We start from the raw sequence: 15,718 nt of genomic DNA, 5'->3' as shown, positions 1-15,718 counted from the left end.
GAATCTCCGCGCGACTGCGCGGCGAACGCTGAGCCGAACTCCTCGAAACCGGCGCGTGCGCACGCGAAACCCCGGTCTGGGGCGCCCCGGCCACCACATTGGAGGAGTTCGGTACGCGCGGGTCGTGCCCCGCGCCGCGCCGCGCCGCGCGGCGAGCGCGAACCGAACTCCTCAGAAATGTCACCGAATCGCCCGAAATCACCCGCGGGCAGCAGCCGGACCCTTGGATCAGAGGAGTTACGTCCGCCCGGACGTCGGCACAGCGCCTCCGGTGGGCCGGTCAGAACGCGTAGCGGACGCGGCAGTACGGCAGCTTCGCGGCGATGAGCGCCTCGAGCTGCGCGACGGCGACGCTCTTGAGTCCGTAGCGATACCGGACGTTGACAGCGCCGTTCTGCGAGAGCTTCGGTTCCTGGTTCTCGGTCGTCCAGAGAAGCTCCTCGGCCTTCGGGTGCCAGCCGAGGTTGACGTCGTGCAGCTGCTCGTTGTGGGTGAGGAAGATCACCTCGCACGCGAGCTGCGCCTTGGCGCGAGCGTGCAGGGAGGCGTCGAGCTCCTCGAAGAGCGCGGTCCACTCCTCGGCCCAGCCGGGGGTGAGGATGACGGGCGAGAAGTTGACGTGCACCTCGTAGCCCGCGTCGACGAAGTCGTTGATCGCGGCGATCCGCTCGCTCATCGGAGAGGTGCGGATGTCGGTGACCTTCGCCACGGCGTGCGGCATGAGCGAGAAGCGCACGCGGACCCGTCCCGCGGGGTCCCAGTCGAGGAGGTCGCGGTTCACGAACTTGGTCGCGAACGAGGCCTTCGCCGTCGGGGTCATGCGGAAGAGGTCGCACAGATCGCGGACGTTTTCGCTCAGCATCGCGTCGACGGAGCAGTCGCTGTTCTCACCGATGTCATAGACCCAGGCTTCCGGGTCGCACTGGTTTGGCGTGGTCTTGGGACCCTGCTTGGCCACATGCCGTGCGACGTGCCGAGTGATCTGGTCGATGTTGGCGAAGACGGTGACCGGGTTGCTGTAGCCCTTCCGCCGGGGCACGTAGCAATACGCGCACGCCATGGCGCAGCCGTTCGCCGTCGACGGCGCGATGAAGTCGGCGGAGCGACCGTTCGGACGAGTGACGACGCTCTTCTTCACGCCGAGGACGAGGGCTTCGGTCTTGATCCGCACCCATCGGGAGACATTGGTCTCATCGCCGTGGACTTCGGGGATCTGCCAGTGCGACGCGATCGGGACGACCTCCGCGTCCGGCCATCTGCCCACGACCTCCTGGCCGCGCGGCAACGCCAGTGCGGCATCCTCCGCATAGATGCGGGCGACGCGCATCAGCGGCGCGGTGGTCTCCGGCATCCGTCATGTCTACCTCGAACCCCCGACATCCGCGCCGCGACCCTCGATGGGCGAGTCACCCCGTACCGAACTCCTCAGATCCGGCCACCGCACCTGCGGAAAACACCGCCGCGCGCATTCAGCGCCCCGGATCTGAGGAGTTCGGTATGCGTGAGACCTGGGACGCTATGTCCGGCGCGCCCACGAGCGCACAGAGGACCAGGGCCGTGCCGGATCAGCCCTCATCGACGTCGACGATCCATCCTGCCCGCGCGCGGATCAACCTCACTGCGGGTGGGTCGTCCGCGTCGACGTCACCTTCCGGGTGGGCGATGTCGGAATCGTCCTCGTCGGTCGGCACGCGCACAGCGGTGCGGGGTTGGAGCGCCGCGGTGCCGGGTACGTCGACGATCGTGGTCACGTAGCGCGAGGGCCGCGAGCCGGCGAAGACTCCCTCGCCGAGGCCGAGGCGATTCATCGGCCATTCTTCGCCCTCAGCGGGCACCGCAGCGTCCGGCGGGGCGCCGTGGCCCGGGCGGCGGAGGGATCGTCGCTCCTCGACATCGTGCACGACCGCGTGTATCCCGACGACGCGGCCGCGCACGCGATCGGCGAACTCCTCCTCGTGGTGCGATTCGAACGCGTCGATCGTCTTCGCGAGCTCCGGCCCCAGCAACTCGGTGACGAACGGTTCCGGCACGCGCGCGGAAATCCCGAATTCGATGTCGTCGCCGACCACGAAGGAATCACCGCAGCACTCCCACTCCCAGGTCGTCAGCCACACGCGGGTCATGCTCACCACGCTACCGAGGCGCAGGATCGGCGATCACCCCCGTACCGAACTCCTCGAATCCGCCACCGCACCTGTGGAAACAGCCGCGACACGCATTCAGCGCCCAGATCTGAGGAGTTCGGTACGCGCAGCCTCGACAGCCGCACCCACCACCACCGCCCAGCACTTTTCGGCGCACCGAAAGATCCGTATGATTTCGGTGTGCCGAAAAGTGCCCGACGAGCCGCAGCCGGTGTGGCGACAGCCGTCGTCGCCGCGCTCGCCCTCGCGGGCTGCACCCCCGCGACCACCCCCACCCCACCCGCGACCACCCCCACCCCACCCGCGGCCGACGACCGCCCCGTCGTCCTCACGACGTTCACCGTGCTGCAGGACATCGCCCAGAACGTCGCGGGTGAGCACCTCGTCGTGCAGTCGCTGACGAAGATCGGCGCCGAGATCCACGGCTACGAACCGACGCCGGGCGACGTGCGTCGCGCGCAGGACGCCGACCTCATCATCGACAACGGACTCGGACTCGAGGCCTGGTTCGCCGCCTTCACGCGCGACCTCGACGTCCCGACCGTCGTCGCGAGCGAGGGCGTCGAGACCATCGCCATCGCGGGGGGCGAAGCCGCGGGCCGCGTGAACCCGCACGCGTGGATGTCGCCGCGCGCGACCGCGATCTACGTCGAGAACATCGCCGCCGCCTTCGCCGATCTCGATCCCGACAACGCCGCCGCGTACGCAGCGAACGCCGAGACGTACACCGCCGAACTCGACCGACTGGATGCCGAACTCGCCGCCGCGGTCGCCGCGATTCCGGCATCCGAGCGCGCACTTGTCACGTGCGAGGGGGCGTTCTCGTACCTCGCGCGCGACGCCGGGCTCGGCGAGGCCTACCTCTGGCCCGTCAACGCCGAGCAGCAGGCCACGCCGCGCAGCACCGGCGACGTCATCGAGTACGTCCGCGACCGCGACGTGCCCGCCGTCTTCTGCGAGTCGACCGTGTCGAACGAGGCGATGCTGCGGGTGACCGAGGAGACGGATGCCGCGTACGGCGGCACGCTGTACGTCGACTCGTTGTCCGAACCCGACGGCCCCGTGCCGACCTACCTCGACCTCATGGGGCACGACATCGACGTCATCGCCGCCGGCCTCACCGGAGGGACCGGACGATGACCACAACCCCCGCGATCGAGGTCACCGACCTCTCCGTCGCCTACGGCGAGACCCCGGCGCTCGTCGACGTCGACGTGACGATCCCCTGGGGCACCGTCTGCGGCCTGGTCGGCATCAACGGTTCGGGCAAATCCACGCTGCTGAAGGCGGTGATGGGCGTCGTCCGGCCCGACATGGGCGGCATTCGCATCGATGGCGGCACCCCCGCCCGCGCCCGCCGTCGCGGCACGGTCGGCTATGTCCCGCAGGCCGAGGACGTCGACTGGGCGTTCCCGATCAGCGTCGGCGACGTCGTGATGATGGGGCGCTACGGGTTCCTCGGCCCCACCCGGCGCCCCCGCCGCGCCGATCGGGAGGCGGTCGCCCACGCTCTCGACCGCGTCGGACTCGGCGACCTCGCCGATCGGCAGATCGGGCGCCTCTCCGGCGGACAGCGCAAGCGCGCCTTCGTCGCCCGCGCCCTCGCGCAGGATGCCCGCATCCTCCTCCTCGACGAACCCTTCGCCGGCGTCGACACCCGCACGCAGCAGTCGCTGACGGCGCTCTTCCGCGACCTCGCCGCCGAGGGGAGGTCGGTCGTCGTCTCGACCCACGACCTCGCCGGGCTCGCCGACCTCTGCGACGAGGCGGTGCTTCTCGCGCGGCGCGTGATCGTCCACGGAAGCCCGGCCGAGGTGCTCCGTCCGGACAACCTCATCCGCGCCTTCGGCGTCGACGTCCTCGACCGCGACGAGGCGCGCACCGAAGGGGAGGACCCGCGATGACCCTGATCGACCTCCTCCTCGAGCCGCTGCAGTTCGTCTTCATGCAGCGGGCCTTCACCGTCACCCTGATCGCGGCGGTGGTCTGCGGCATCCTGAGCTGCTGGCTCGTGCTCATCGGCTGGTCGCTGATGGGAGATGCCGTCGCCCACGCCGTGCTCCCCGGCGTCGTCATCGCCTACCTCGTCGGCACGCCGTTCGCGCTCGGGGCACTCGTGTTCGCACTCCTCGCCGTGCTCCTCATCGGCGGTGTGCGCGCGACCGGACGCGTGAAGGAGGATGCCGCGATCGGCGTCGTCTTCACGTCGCTGTTCGCGCTCGGCATCGTGCTGATCTCGGTCTTCCCGAGCCAGACCGACCTCAGCCACATCCTCTTCGGCAGCCTCCTCGGCGTCGGAACGGCGGAGCTCATCCAGGTCGCCATCCTTGGAGCACTGACAATGGCGGTCCTGCTGTTGAAGCGTCGCGACCTCGTCCTTTACGCCTTCGATCCCGCCCACGCCCGCACGATCGGCCTCAGCCCACGCGTGCTCGGCGCGGTGCTGCTGACGGCACTGGCGGTCACCGTCGTCGTGGCCCTGCAGGCGGTCGGGGTGATCCTCGTCGTCGCGCTGGTGATCACCCCGGGCGCGACGGCGTACCTCCTCACCGACCGGTTCGGACGCATGCTCTGGATCGCCCCGACCGTCGCTGCGGTGAGCGCCGTGGTCGGGATCTACCTCTCGTACTTCCTCGACGCCTCCCCCGGCGGCACGATCGTGCTCGTCCTCGGAGCCCTCTTCGCCCTCGCCTACCTCTTCTCGCCGCGCCACGGGCTCATCGGACGCGTGATCCGCCGACGCCGCCGCAGGCGGACAGCGCCGAACCGGCCCGCCCCGGCACCCCGGCTACCCTGAATACCGTGGCCTCCCCTGCCGTCGACGACTACCTGAAGACGATCTACCACCACACCGAGTGGCAGAACGATCCGATCACGCCGTCGCAGCTCGCGTCGGTGCTCGGCCTCGCCCCCTCCAGCGTCACCGAGATGGTGCGCAAGCTCGCCGCCCAGGGCCTCGTGTCGCACCGCCCCTACGGCCCGATCACGCTGACGGATGCCGGACGCCGCCGCGCGGCATCCATCATCCGCCGCCACCGGCTCATCGAGACGTGGCTCGTGCGCGAGTTCGGCTACGCGTGGGACGAGGTGCACGACGAGGCCGAAGTCCTCGAGCACGCCGTGAGCGACCGTCTGCTCGACGGCATCGACACCCTCCTCGGACACCCGCGGTTCGACCCCCACGGCGACGCGATCCCCGACGCGGACGGCGACGTCGACCGGGGCCCGTTCGTGCTGCTCGCCGAGGCGTCCCCGGGACACACCGGTGAGGTGATCCGGGTCAGCGACCGCGATCCGGAGCTGCTGCGCGCCGTCGAAGCGGTCGGCATGCACGTCGGCACTCGCGCGACGGTGCAGGATGCCGCGCGCGTGCGGATCGGCGAGGCCGAGGTGGCGCTGCCCGAGGGCGCGGCATCCGGGATCTGGCTGAGCGCGTAAGTTCCGCGTTTCGGGGTCAGCGCCGCGCGGGCTCGCGCGTCGACCACAGCGCCCACGCCACCAGGACCGGCTGCAGGAAGAGCCGCGCGAATCGCTTCGCATCGGTGTCGAGGCCCGGCACCGAACGGCCGCTTCGCCAGTGATGGATGTTCCCGGGGAACACCGCGACGAAGAACACCGCGACGATCGTCCCCACCCGGCGGAGAGCGGATGCCGAGCCGCCGACCCGCGCTCGCGCGGCGGCGCCGGTGAGAGCGGCCGCGAGGCCGATCTCGACCGCTCCGGACCACAGGACGACCTGATCCTTCGAGAGCCCGGTGGCGCGGGGCACGGCATCCGGAACGGCCAGCCGGAATCCGCGACGCCCCCACGTGAAGTGCATCGCACCGGCGACGGCGAGGACGACGACGAGCGCCGCCCGTGCGATCCGGCGCATCACGCGGCGCGCTCCGGGCCGTCGACACCGTCGGTCGCGTCGGACCCGTCGGTCGCGGGATTCGCCGCGGCTGCCGCGGCCAGCGGCCACTGCACGCCGGTCGCCGACTCGCCGAGATCCCACAGGCGCTGGGCGACCGCGGGGTCGCGCGTGATGCGCGAGGCCTTCTGCCGACGCGGCTCGCCGCGGGCGACCGTGCGCGGCCCCCAGAACTCACCGCCCTCGATGTCGGGATCGACGAGCGCGCGCACGAGCGACCAGGCGCCGTGCTCCTTGGACTGCGTGATCGGAGCCTGCAGGTTGTCGGCGAACCGCGTGAGGCGACGGGGGGCGTTGACCCCGACGATGCCGGGGGTGCGTCCGCTCGTGGAGTAGCCGGGGTGGGCGGCGACGCTCGAGACGGGGACGCCGGCGGCGCGGAGACGTCGGTCGGCCTCGAAACCGAGCGCGGTGCACGCGACCTTCGACTGCACGTACGCCCGCCACGGCGAGTAGTCGCTCGTCAGCTGCGGGTCGACCGGGTCGTACGGGGTGAGGGACGTGGACATGCTGCCGACCCACACCATGCGTCCGCGCGCTTCGGCGAGGCGGACGAGCAGTTCGCCGGCGAGGGCGAAGTGCCCGAGGACGTTCGTCGCGAGGACGACCTCGTGCCCATCGACGGTCGCCTCACGGGTCTTCGGCGGGTGGACGATGCCGGCGTTCAGGAGGAGCCCGGACAGCGGACCACGCCCGCGCACGCTCGCGGCGGCCGACCGGATCGATCCGAGGTTGCTGGTGTCGAGGAGGAGGGTGTCGGCGCGCTCGGGATCGGCATCCGGAGTCCTGCGGCGGACCGCCGCCCGCGCCGCCGCGAGTCGGTTGGGATTGCGGCCCGTGAAGATCACGCGCGCGCCGGCGCGGAAGAGCTGCTCGCCGGCGAAGAAGCCGAGCCCGGCGTTCGCTCCGGTGATCAGATACGAGTGGGCAGAGAGGTCCGGCAGAGTGCGGGGGTCCCATTCGTCTCGCGCCACGCTCCGACCCTACGCCTCGAGGCCCGTAGGCTGAGCATCATGCGGACCCGCAGTGACATCGAATGCTGGCTCACCGACATGGACGGCGTGCTCGTCCATGAGAACACGCCCGTCCCCGGGGCATCCGAACTCCTGCAGACGTGGCGGGATCAGGGCGTGCCGTTCCTGGTGCTGACGAACAACTCGATCTTCACGCCGCGCGATCTCTCGGCCCGGCTGCGGGCGTCGGGACTGGTCGTTCCGGAGCAGTCGATCTGGACCTCCGCCCTTGCGACAGCCGACTTCCTGCAGAGTCAGATGCCCGGCGGCACGGCGTTCGTCATCGGCGAGGCGGGACTGACGACCGCCCTGCACGAGGCCGGGTTCATCATGACCGAGACCGATCCCGACTACGTCGTGGTCGGCGAGACGCGCAACTACTCGTTCGAGGCGATCACGAAGGCGATCCGGTTCATCCGCGGAGGCGCCCGGTTCATCGCGACGAACCCCGACGCGACCGGACCGTCGACCGAGGGCGTGCTGCCCGCGACCGGTGCGATCACGGCGCTCATCACCAAGGCGACGGGCATGGAGCCGTACGTCGTCGGCAAGCCGAACCCGATGATGTTCCGGTCGGCGCTGAACCGGATCGGCGCGCACTCCGAGACCACGGGCATGATCGGCGACCGGATGGACACCGACATCGTCGCCGGCATCGAGGCGGGACTGCACACGGTGCTGGTGCTCACGGGCATCAGCGACCCGGCCGAGATCGAGCGGTACCCCTTCCGTCCGGACGAGATCCTCGACTCCGTCGCCGACCTTCTCCCGCCCGAGCCGGTGGAGTCGGAGATGCCCGAGGGCATCTGACCCCGGGCGCCGCCCGCGCCCCCGGCCGGGCCGCGCCACAGGGCCCGCGCGTCCGGCGGGCCGAACTCCTCCGTTCCGGGCCCGAAACCGCCCGAAACCCCACCCGCCGGCCCCGAACCCGCCGGATCTGAGGAGTTCCGCACGGCCGCGCCCGCGCACCCGCCCGGCGCCCCGACACGCGCACGGCGCGCATCGCACGTATCGTTGCGGATGCCGCCGACGGAAAGAGACCGCAATGATGAGCAAGCTGGAGCAGAACCTGCTGTTCGGCATCACGGGGTTGGCCATGCTCGGCACCCTGATGGTGTTCGTGTGGAGCTACATCCGCAACCGCGACAAGTAGGCCCCACCCGAACCCGAGCCGCTACTGCGGTGCGAGCCCCAGGTCGTCGAGGTCGATCGCCGCGAGCCACTGCAGCCCGGCCTCCTCGACCGCGGCCTGAGCCCCGGTTTTGCGGTCGACGATGACGGCGACGGCCACCGGCTCGGCGCCCTCGCGGCGCAGGGCCTCGACGGCCTTCAGCGCCGACTGCCCGGTCGTGGAGGTGTCCTCGACGACCACGACGCGCTTGCCCGCGACATCCGCGCCCTCGATCTGACGTCCGCGCCCGTGGTCCTTCGGCTCCTTGCGCACGACGAAAGCGTCGAGCGGGGTGCCGGCGCGCACCGACTCGTGCAGCACCGCGTTGGCGATCGGGTCGGCGCCGAGCGTGAGTCCGCCGACCGCGACGACGCCGTCGATCTCACCGATGAGGTCGAGCATGATGCGGCCGATCGCGGGGGCGGCGCGGTGGTCGAGCGTGAGCCGGCGCATGTCGACGTAGTAGGTGGCCTTCTTGCCGCTGGAGAGGGTGAAGTCCCCGTGGAAGACCGCTTCGTCCGTGATCAGGGCGATGAGGTTCTGGCGATCGGCTTCGAGCTCGGGCGTGGAGGCGACGGTCACCCCTGCAGTCTACGAGGGCCGCCCGCCGGCGCTGTGCCCGCGCGCGCCTATTCTTGAATCCATGCGTCTGGCCACCTGGAACGTCAACTCCATCCGCGCCCGCGTCGACCGCACCGTCGACTTCGCCGTCCGCGAGAGCATCGACGTCCTGGCGATGCAGGAGATCAAGTGCAAGGTCGAGCAGTTCCCCTTCGAGAAGTTCGAGGAGGCCGGCTACCACGTCGAGGCGCACGGATTCTCCCAGTGGAACGGCGTCGCGATCGCCAGCCGAGAGCCGCTCGAGGACGTCCGCACGTCCTTTCCGGGCATGCCCGGTTTCGCGAAGGGACACGAGGGACCGGATGCCCCGCAGGAGGCGCGGGCCATCGGCGCCCGCGTCGGCGGGGTCGACGTGTGGAGCCTCTACGTTCCCAACGGCCGCGCCCTCGAAGACCCGCACTTCACCTACAAGTTGCACTGGTTGAAGGCCCTCGAGGAGTTCACGCGCGACACCCTGACCGCCTCCCCCGCGACGCCGCTCGCCCTGGTCGGCGACTTCAACATCGCTCCGACGGATGCCGACAACGGCGACCCGACGATCGTCCCCGGCTTCTCCACGCATGTCTCGCCGGTCGAGCGGGAGGCGTTCGCCGCGCTCGAGGCGGCGGGGCTCCGGGACGTCGTCCGACCGCTCGTTCCCGAGGGTTTCACGTACTGGGACTACAAGCAGCTCCGCTTCCCCCGCAACCAGGGGCTCCGCATCGACTTCATCCTCGGGTCGGAGGCGTTCGCGGATGCCGTCACGGGCGCGTCGATCCACCGGAACGAGCGCAAGGGCGACGGGCCGAGCGACCATGTCCCGGTCGTCGTGGACCTCGATCTCGACGGTCCGGACGACGACGATCGCCCGATGATCTGGTGACCTGACGGGCGTCGCTCACTCCGGCGACGGCGTACATCCCTCGGGGGGCATATTGCCCGCGATCGTGAAGTCGTCGCACGTCAGGAAGTGGGGGTGGAGGAGTCCCAGGATGAGCGACACGACCGCGACGCCGAGCACCACCACGGTGATCAGCCATTTCGTTCCGGCGCTCATATCGTGCGCGAAGTCCGGCCAGACGATCCGCGTGAGCACCCAGAGGGTGAAGGGCAGCCCGATGAGCACGGCGATGATCGCGGCCACGTCGAGCAGGATGATGAAGACGTCCTCCTCCTCGTCGTTGATGAAGAACAGCAGGATGAGGAAGGCCGTCGGGAGCAGGAGCAGAAACGCGCGGACGAAGCGCACCCCGACCGGCCGCCGCTCCACGAGCACGAACACGAATGCCGCGGTCGACGCCGCCCACAGCGCCAGGAGCTGGGTGTAGAAGATCTCGCCCCACACCCCGATCGTGAAGGCGGGCCACCAGACCACGAGCGACATGCCGACCATGACCACGCCCACCGGGACGTCGCGTCGGCGGCGGGCGAGGGTGGCGGCATCCGTTTCGCTCACAGCCGCACCGTAGCAGTACCCGCCGTCAGCCGCGCACCTGCGCCGCGAGGAACCTCGCCGGCTTGAGCGACAGCCTCGGTTCCGCGTCGCGCAGCGCCCGGATGACGCGCAGCTCGTCCGCGGGATCGAGGCCCGCGTCGGCGATGACGCCGCGCGCCCATTCCTGCGCCCGCACCACGCTCGACGCCCCGACGGCACCACCGCCGGGGAAGATCTCGGCCAGCTCACGCCGGGGGTCCGTGTTGTCGCCCCACAGCAGCTTCTCGAACGATGCCATCTCGGCCCCTTCCGGTGAACGATGCACCTCCAGCGTGCGTCACCCGCGCGCCGCCCCGCATCCGTCTCACGGGGGATGTCCGCGTCCTTCCTCCCCCGTACCGTGGAGGGATGCCTGGACCCCTTCTCGAGCCGCCGACCGGGCGTGAGCCGGCAACCATCCGGGACGTGCGCGCGGACGCCCTGCTCGCCGCCGTGCTCCTGATCTCGGCGATCGTCAGCACGGCACTCAGCGCAGCATCCGGGATCTACGGCGTCGACCCGCCCGCGATGCAGTGGGTCCTGCTCTACGCCGCCGGCCTCACCGTTCCCCTGGCCCTCCGGCGCATGCACCCCGAGATCGTCGCGATCGTCATCGCCGTGGTGTTCTTCGTCGGGATCAGCGCCCGCATCCCCGAGGTCTACGTCGGCAACATCGCCATCTTCATCTCGATGTACACCGTCGGCGCGTGGGTGGACAACCGCCGCCGAGCCCTGCTCGTCCGCTCGGGGATCATCGTCGGGATGTTCATCTGGCTGATGGTCACGACGTTCCAGTCCGCCATCGATCCGAGCGACGACGGGCTCTCGCGCGAGGGGATCCTCTCGCCCTGGCTGTCGTTCATGCTCATCCAGTTCCTCGTGAACATCGCGTTCTTCGGCGGCGCGTATTACATGGGCGATCGAGCATATGCCGCGGCGATGGAACGGCGGGTGCTCACCTTCCGCACCCTCGAGCTCGAGCGCGAGCGCGAGCGCACCGCGGCGCAGGCGGTCGCGCTCGACCGCGTCCGCATCGCGCGCGAGCTCCACGATGTCGTCGCCCACCACGTCTCCGCGATGGGCGTGCAGGCGGGCGCAGCGCGCGCCGTGCTCGATCGGGATCCGGATGCCGCGCGCGGCGCCCTTCGTCAGGTCGAGGCAGAGGCGCGCGAGGCTCTGACCGAGCTCCGCCACCTCCTCGAGACCCTTCGGACATCGGATGCCGAGGCCGACGACCCCGGCGACACCCTCGCCGGATCGATCCTCCGACTCGACGCGCTCGACGACCTCGTGGCGCACGCCGCGGCGCACGGGCTCCCCACCTCGATCGAGCGCATCGGCGCCCCCCGTCCTGTTCCCGAGACGGCCCAGGTGAACCTCTACCGCATCACGCAGGAGACCCTCACGAACGCGCGGCGCCACAGCGGTCCCGGCGCGACCGCGGAGGTGCGCGTGCGGTACGGGCAGACGGATGTCGAGATCGAGGTGACCAGCACCGGTCGCGCGCCGGTCGAGGTGCGTCCGGGCCTCGGCCTGCTGGGCATGCGCGAGCGCGCCGCCGCCTCCGGAGGCACCCTCGAGGCGGGACCGCGCGCCCGCGGCGGTTTCCTCGTCCGGGCGCGCATCCCTCTTCCCGCGAGCACCGCACCGGAGACCGCTCCGGTCCCCGCCCTCACGACTGATCCCCGGGAGGTGACCTCATGACCGCGACCGCCGCGCCGCTGCGGGTCCTCCTCGTCGACGACCACGCCGTCGTCCGCACCGGCTTCCGCATGATCCTCGAAGCCGCCGGCATCGAGGTCGTGGGCGAAGCCGCCAACGGAGCGGATGCCGCGGCCTCGGCATCCGCTCTCCGCCCCGACGTCGTGTGCATGGACGTGCAGATGCCCGGCGTCGACGGGATCGAGGGCACCCGCCGGATCGTCGCCGACGAGACCCTCGACACCGCGGTCGTGATCGTGACGACCTTTGATCGCGACGACTACCTCTTCCAGGCCCTGCAGGCGGGGGCCAGTGGGTTCCTGCTGAAGAACGCCGACCCCGATGACCTGGTCACCGCGGTGCGCGTCGCCGCCGCCGGCGACGCGCTGCTGGCGCCGGAAGTCACCCGGCGGGTCATCGCGCGTTTCGCCCCGCCGCCGCCCGCGGAACCGGAGAGCTCGACTCCGCAGCCGTCACCCGCCACGAGGCCCGCATCTCCGAGCGCCGCCCCGGCCGTCATCCCCGACCTCACCGAGCGCGAGCGGGAAGTGCTCGCGCTCGTCGGTCAGGCGCTCAGCAACGCCGAGATCGCCCAACGCCTCTACATCGGCGAGGCGACGGTGAAGACCCACGTCTCCAACGTGCTGCAGAAGCTCGGGGCGCGCGACCGGGTCGCCGCGGTGGTCTACGCCCACCGGCACGGACTGGTCTGACGCGCCCCGAGCCTCTCGAGGATCCGGGGGGGATCCGTCGGCGTCACGCCGAGGCGGGGACGCGGGCGTAGCGGTCGACGAGGGCACCGAAGGCCTCGAGGTACGACACGAGGAACTCCGCCGTCTGGTCGTTGGTGACCTCGCCGGCATCCGTGAACAGACCCGGCGTGGTCTGCACGTACCCCTCGGGCTGACCGAGGGTCGGGGCGTTGTAGTGGCTGAGGATCGCCTTCAGGTGCTGCTGCGCGGCGGCGGTGGCGATACCGCCCTGCGAGGTGCCGATGACGGCGGTGGGCTTGCCGTCGAACGAGCCCTGACCCCACGGACGCGCGGCCCAGTCCAGCGCGTTCTTCAGCACGCCCGGGATCGAGCGGCTGTACTCGGGCGTGACGATGATCACACCGTCGACCTCGTCGATGGCGTTCTTGAACTCGGTCGCCACGGCCGGGTAGTCGGCGTCGTGGTCGGGCGAGTAGAACGGCAGGTCCTTGATCGGGATCTCCACCAGGGTCGTGCCGGCGGGCGCGAGACGCTCGAGCGCCTTGGCGAGGCGCCGGTTGATGGAGGTCGACGAGATGCTGCCGACGATGTAGCCGATGGTGCGGTCGCTCATGGATACTCCTTGCTCGGAGAACGAACGACGTCCACGGCGGAGACCACCGTGGACGTTCCACGAGGCTCGAACCACCCCTCCCCCGCGTCTATTCCCGTGAATGAAGCCCTCTCCCCTCCCCGGGGGATGTCGGATCTCCCCCGCCGGGCGGAGGTGCCCGGAGGCCGCCCTCCCTAGCGTGGAGTCATGCTCGCCAAACCCGGCGGAGCGCGAGTCTCAGGAGGAGAAGATGCTGCAGCTATCGGGCGTCACCAAGAACTACGGCAGTCGCCGGGTGCTGGACGACGTGTCCTTCACTGTCAAGCCCGGTCGACTCACCGGCTTCGTCGGCGGCAACGGCGCGGGGAAGACCACGACGATGCGCATCGTGCTCGGCGTCCTCGGCAAGGACGGCGGGTCCGTCACCCTCGAGGGGGCCGACGTCACCGCCGCCGACCGCCGCCGCTTCGGCTACATGCCCGAAGAGCGCGGGCTCTACCCGAAGATGAAGGTGCTCGAGCACATCGTCTACCTCGCGCGGCTTCACGGCTTCACGAAGACGGATGCCGAGGCACGCGGCCGCGCCCTGCTCGAGCAGCTCGGACTCGGCGAGCGCCTCGGCGACAACGTCGAGACCCTGTCGCTCGGAAATCAGCAGCGTGCGCAGATCGCCGCGGCTCTCGTCCACGGCCCCGAGGTGCTGATCCTGGACGAGCCGTTCTCGGGCCTCGACCCGCTCGCGGTCGACGTCGTCGCCGGGGTCCTGCAGGACCGCGCGGCGCAGGGGACCGCCGTGCTCTTCTCGTCCCACCAGCTCGACGTGGTCGAGCGCCTGTGCGACGAGCTCGTCATCATCGCAGGCGGGACGATCCGCGCGGCCGGCGAGCGCGAGGCGCTGCGCGCCCAGCACGCGAACCGCCGCTTCGAGCTCGTCTCCGCGGGCGACGCGGGGTGGCTCCGCGACCAGCCCGGCATCGAGGTCCTCGACTTCGACGGCGGCTACGCCGTCTTCGACGCCGACAGCGACGACGCCGCGCAGCGGGTGCTGCGCGAAGCCCTCTCCCGCGGCGATGTCGCGAGCTTCGCGCCGCAGCATCCGTCCCTCGCCCAGATCTTCAAGGAGGTCATCCGATGAGCACCGCCACCCCCGCAGCCCCCACCACCGCGCAGAGCGTGTGGCTGGTCGCCGAACGCGAGATCGGGTCGAAGCTGCGCAGCAAGGCCTTCGTCATCTCGTCGGCGATCCTCATGCTCGTCTCGCTCGCCGGTGTCATCTGGGCCGGCTTCGCCGCCGGGTCTTCGAGCGAGACCCCCGTCGCCGTCACCTCCGACTCGGCGCGCTACGTCGAGCAGGTGCCGAACCTCGAGCTCACTCAGGTCTCGTCGCGCGGCGAGGCCGAAGAGCTCGTCCGCGCCGGAGACGTCGACGTGGCGATCCTCGCCGACCCGGCATCCCCCGTCGGATTCTCGGTGCTCGGTGACGAGAGCGTCTCGTCGACCCTGCTGATGCAGTTCGCGCAGGTGCCGACGGTGGAGCTGCTGCAGCCGCAGGACGGCGTCGCCGCCCTCGGGTTCATCGCCGCGATCGGATTCGGCGTGGTCTTCCTCTTCGCCGCGTCGATGTTCGGCGGCACGATCGCCCAGAGCGTCGTGGAGGAGAAGCAGACCCGCGTGGTGGAGCTCCTCATCTCCGCCGTCCCGGTGCGGGCGTTGCTGGCCGGAAAGGTGATCGGCAACACGATCCTCGCGATGGGGCAGATCTTCGTCCTCGCCGCGATCGCGGTGGTCGGGCTCACGGTGACCGGGCAGACCGCACTGCTCCAGGGGCTCGGGGCACCGATCGCCTGGTTCGGTGTGTTCTTCCTCTTCGGGTTCGTGCTGCTGGCCTCCCTCTTCGCCGCGGCGGCGTCGATGGTGTCGCGGCAGGAGGACATCGGGTCGACCACGACGCCGCTCACCATGCTCGTGATGGCGCCGTACTTCCTGGTGATCTTCTTCTTCGACAACCCGCTGGTGCTGGGGATCATGTCGTACGTGCCGTTCTCGGCGCCGGTCGGCATGCCGATGCGGATCTTCCTCGGCGACACCCAGTGGTGGGAGCCGCTGCTGTCGCTGGCGATCCTCGTCGCCACCTGCGTCGCGGCGATCGTGGTCGGCGCGAAGATCTACCAGAACTCCCTCCTCCGGATGGGCGCGCGCGTGAAGCTCCGCGAGGCGCTCTCCCGGTAACCCGGGTCGGCGCCGCCGCCGCGGCGGGCCGAACTCCTCCTGTGGGGGCCGATTCTGCACAGAATCGGCCCCCACCGCCGTTCTCCGCGCGGATCTGAGGAGTTCGGTACGGGGCCGGCCGCGCACCCGGGCGTAGCAGGCCTGACGGATGACGCAAGGCCCGCGCGC

General features: G+C 70.5%; 18 protein-coding genes. 10 read left to right on the top strand and 8 right to left on the bottom strand.

What is annotated here, in order from left to right; all coding sequences use genetic code 11:
- Positions 1-280: 280 nt before the first annotated feature.
- The gene (locus LTL01_RS01405) at positions 281-1,351 is read right to left on the bottom strand and encodes a spore photoproduct lyase family protein (protein ID WP_236967098.1); all 1,071 of its coding nucleotides are present in this window, start codon (positions 1,349-1,351) and stop codon (positions 281-283) included.
- Between the two features lie 214 nt (positions 1,352-1,565).
- Positions 1,566-2,123, bottom strand: a complete 558-nt coding sequence (locus LTL01_RS01400) for a DUF6578 domain-containing protein (RefSeq protein WP_236967097.1) — start codon at positions 2,121-2,123, stop codon at positions 1,566-1,568.
- 201 nt (positions 2,124-2,324) lie between these two features.
- On the opposite strand from LTL01_RS01400, the gene LTL01_RS01395 reads away from it, so the two are divergent.
- Genes LTL01_RS01395 through LTL01_RS01380 form a run of 4 tightly spaced genes read left to right on the top strand, consistent with a single transcriptional unit; the run spans position 2,325 to position 5,582 of the window.
- The gene (locus tag LTL01_RS01395) at positions 2,325-3,284 is read left to right on the top strand and encodes a metal ABC transporter solute-binding protein, Zn/Mn family (protein WP_236967096.1); all 960 of its coding nucleotides are present in this window, start codon (positions 2,325-2,327) and stop codon (positions 3,282-3,284) included.
- Complete coding sequence (locus tag LTL01_RS01390; protein ID WP_236967095.1) at positions 3,281-4,048, top strand: metal ABC transporter ATP-binding protein; 768 nt, start codon at positions 3,281-3,283, stop codon at positions 4,046-4,048. The genes LTL01_RS01395 and LTL01_RS01390 overlap by 4 nt, the downstream gene beginning before the upstream one ends.
- Complete coding sequence (locus LTL01_RS01385; protein ID WP_236967094.1) at positions 4,045-4,941, top strand: metal ABC transporter permease; 897 nt, start codon at positions 4,045-4,047, stop codon at positions 4,939-4,941. The genes LTL01_RS01390 and LTL01_RS01385 overlap by 4 nt, the downstream gene beginning before the upstream one ends.
- Before the next feature lie 5 nt (positions 4,942-4,946).
- Positions 4,947-5,582, top strand: a complete 636-nt coding sequence (locus tag LTL01_RS01380; protein ID WP_053546935.1) for a metal-dependent transcriptional regulator — start codon at positions 4,947-4,949, stop codon at positions 5,580-5,582.
- A 16-nt stretch (positions 5,583-5,598) separates the two neighbouring features.
- On the opposite strand, the gene LTL01_RS01375 is transcribed toward LTL01_RS01380, so the two are convergent.
- On the bottom strand, positions 5,599-6,018 hold the full coding sequence (locus LTL01_RS01375; protein ID WP_053546934.1) for a DoxX family protein: 420 nt from the start codon (positions 6,016-6,018) through the stop codon (positions 5,599-5,601).
- Complete coding sequence (locus LTL01_RS01370) at positions 6,018-7,031, bottom strand: SDR family NAD(P)-dependent oxidoreductase (RefSeq protein ID WP_236967093.1); 1,014 nt, start codon at positions 7,029-7,031, stop codon at positions 6,018-6,020. Before LTL01_RS01370 ends, LTL01_RS01375 begins: the two co-directional genes overlap by 1 nt.
- Positions 7,032-7,070: 39 nt before the next feature.
- Between LTL01_RS01370 and LTL01_RS01365 the strand changes: the two genes are divergently transcribed.
- Positions 7,071-7,880, top strand: a complete 810-nt coding sequence (locus LTL01_RS01365) for an HAD-IIA family hydrolase (protein ID WP_053546932.1) — start codon at positions 7,071-7,073, stop codon at positions 7,878-7,880.
- Positions 7,881-8,244: 364 nt separating this feature from the next.
- On the opposite strand, the gene pyrE is transcribed toward LTL01_RS01365, so the two are convergent.
- The gene (gene pyrE / locus LTL01_RS01360; protein ID WP_053546931.1) at positions 8,245-8,823 is read right to left on the bottom strand and encodes an orotate phosphoribosyltransferase; all 579 of its coding nucleotides are present in this window, start codon (positions 8,821-8,823) and stop codon (positions 8,245-8,247) included.
- 61 nt (positions 8,824-8,884) lie between these two features.
- On the opposite strand from pyrE, the gene LTL01_RS01355 reads away from it, so the two are divergent.
- Positions 8,885-9,724 (top strand): exodeoxyribonuclease III, encoded by an 840-nt coding sequence (locus LTL01_RS01355; protein WP_053546930.1) that lies wholly within the window; start codon positions 8,885-8,887, stop codon positions 9,722-9,724.
- Between the two features lie 15 nt (positions 9,725-9,739).
- Here LTL01_RS01355 and LTL01_RS01350 read toward each other — a convergent pair whose 3' ends face one another.
- Positions 9,740-10,297: a hypothetical protein gene (locus LTL01_RS01350; protein WP_053546929.1), complete on the bottom strand. Its 558-nt coding sequence runs from the start codon at positions 10,295-10,297 to the stop codon at positions 9,740-9,742.
- Positions 10,298-10,322: 25 nt separating this feature from the next.
- Positions 10,323-10,574 (bottom strand): hypothetical protein, encoded by a 252-nt coding sequence (locus tag LTL01_RS01345; RefSeq protein ID WP_236967092.1) that lies wholly within the window; start codon positions 10,572-10,574, stop codon positions 10,323-10,325.
- Between the two features lie 110 nt (positions 10,575-10,684).
- Between LTL01_RS01345 and LTL01_RS01340 the strand changes: the two genes are divergently transcribed.
- Both LTL01_RS01340 and LTL01_RS01335 read left to right on the top strand, forming a co-directional pair.
- On the top strand, positions 10,685-12,019 hold the full coding sequence (locus tag LTL01_RS01340; RefSeq protein WP_236967091.1) for a sensor histidine kinase: 1,335 nt from the start codon (positions 10,685-10,687) through the stop codon (positions 12,017-12,019).
- Positions 12,016-12,729 carry a response regulator gene (locus LTL01_RS01335; protein ID WP_236967090.1) on the top strand — a complete coding sequence of 238 codons (714 nt, stop codon included), beginning with the start codon at positions 12,016-12,018 and terminating at the stop codon, positions 12,727-12,729. Before LTL01_RS01340 ends, LTL01_RS01335 begins: the two co-directional genes overlap by 4 nt.
- Before the next feature lie 43 nt (positions 12,730-12,772).
- Here the strand turns inward: LTL01_RS01335 and LTL01_RS01330 are convergent, their stop codons facing one another.
- Entirely contained in the window at positions 12,773-13,342 is a 570-nt protein-coding gene (locus tag LTL01_RS01330; protein WP_053546926.1) for an NADPH-dependent FMN reductase, read from the bottom strand.
- 229 nt (positions 13,343-13,571) lie between these two features.
- Between LTL01_RS01330 and LTL01_RS01325 the strand changes: the two genes are divergently transcribed.
- Together LTL01_RS01325 and LTL01_RS01320 are read left to right on the top strand one after the other, a co-directional pair.
- Complete coding sequence (locus LTL01_RS01325) at positions 13,572-14,456, top strand: ABC transporter ATP-binding protein (protein WP_236967089.1); 885 nt, start codon at positions 13,572-13,574, stop codon at positions 14,454-14,456.
- A complete protein-coding gene (locus tag LTL01_RS01320) occupies positions 14,453-15,550 on the top strand; it encodes an ABC transporter permease (RefSeq protein ID WP_236967088.1) in 1,098 nt (365 codons plus the stop codon). The genes LTL01_RS01325 and LTL01_RS01320 overlap by 4 nt, the downstream gene beginning before the upstream one ends.
- Positions 15,551-15,718: the final 168 nt, after the last annotated feature.

The organism is Microbacterium aurantiacum (genome assembly GCF_021654035.1).
Taxonomy (GTDB): domain Bacteria; phylum Actinomycetota; class Actinomycetes; order Actinomycetales; family Microbacteriaceae; genus Microbacterium; species Microbacterium aurantiacum.
Note: the sequence above shows the minus strand (reverse complement) of the source record. Positions and strands in the feature narration are given on the sequence as shown.

Bases quoted from the DNA above. Each gene is read 5' to 3' on its own strand.
- LTL01_RS01405 (WP_236967098.1), bottom strand. From the start codon at position 1,351: ATGCCGGAGACCACCGCGCCGCTGATGCGCGTCGCCCGCATCTATGCG.
- LTL01_RS01400 (WP_236967097.1), bottom strand. From the start codon at position 2,123: ATGACCCGCGTGTGGCTGACGACCTGGGAGTGGGAGTGCTGCGGTGAT.
- LTL01_RS01390 (WP_236967095.1), top strand. From the start codon at position 3,281: ATGACCACAACCCCCGCGATCGAGGTCACCGACCTCTCCGTCGCCTAC.
- LTL01_RS01385 (WP_236967094.1), top strand. From the start codon at position 4,045: ATGACCCTGATCGACCTCCTCCTCGAGCCGCTGCAGTTCGTCTTCATG.
- LTL01_RS01375 (WP_053546934.1), bottom strand. From the start codon at position 6,018: ATGCGCCGGATCGCACGGGCGGCGCTCGTCGTCGTCCTCGCCGTCGCC.
- LTL01_RS01365 (WP_053546932.1), top strand. From the start codon at position 7,071: ATGCGGACCCGCAGTGACATCGAATGCTGGCTCACCGACATGGACGGC.
- LTL01_RS01355 (WP_053546930.1), top strand. From the start codon at position 8,885: ATGCGTCTGGCCACCTGGAACGTCAACTCCATCCGCGCCCGCGTCGAC.
- LTL01_RS01345 (WP_236967092.1), bottom strand. From the start codon at position 10,574: ATGGCATCGTTCGAGAAGCTGCTGTGGGGCGACAACACGGACCCCCGG.
- LTL01_RS01340 (WP_236967091.1), top strand. From the start codon at position 10,685: ATGCCTGGACCCCTTCTCGAGCCGCCGACCGGGCGTGAGCCGGCAACC.
- LTL01_RS01335 (WP_236967090.1), top strand. From the start codon at position 12,016: ATGACCGCGACCGCCGCGCCGCTGCGGGTCCTCCTCGTCGACGACCAC.
- LTL01_RS01330 (WP_053546926.1), bottom strand. From the start codon at position 13,342: ATGAGCGACCGCACCATCGGCTACATCGTCGGCAGCATCTCGTCGACC.
- LTL01_RS01325 (WP_236967089.1), top strand. From the start codon at position 13,572: ATGCTGCAGCTATCGGGCGTCACCAAGAACTACGGCAGTCGCCGGGTG.
- LTL01_RS01320 (WP_236967088.1), top strand. From the start codon at position 14,453: ATGAGCACCGCCACCCCCGCAGCCCCCACCACCGCGCAGAGCGTGTGG.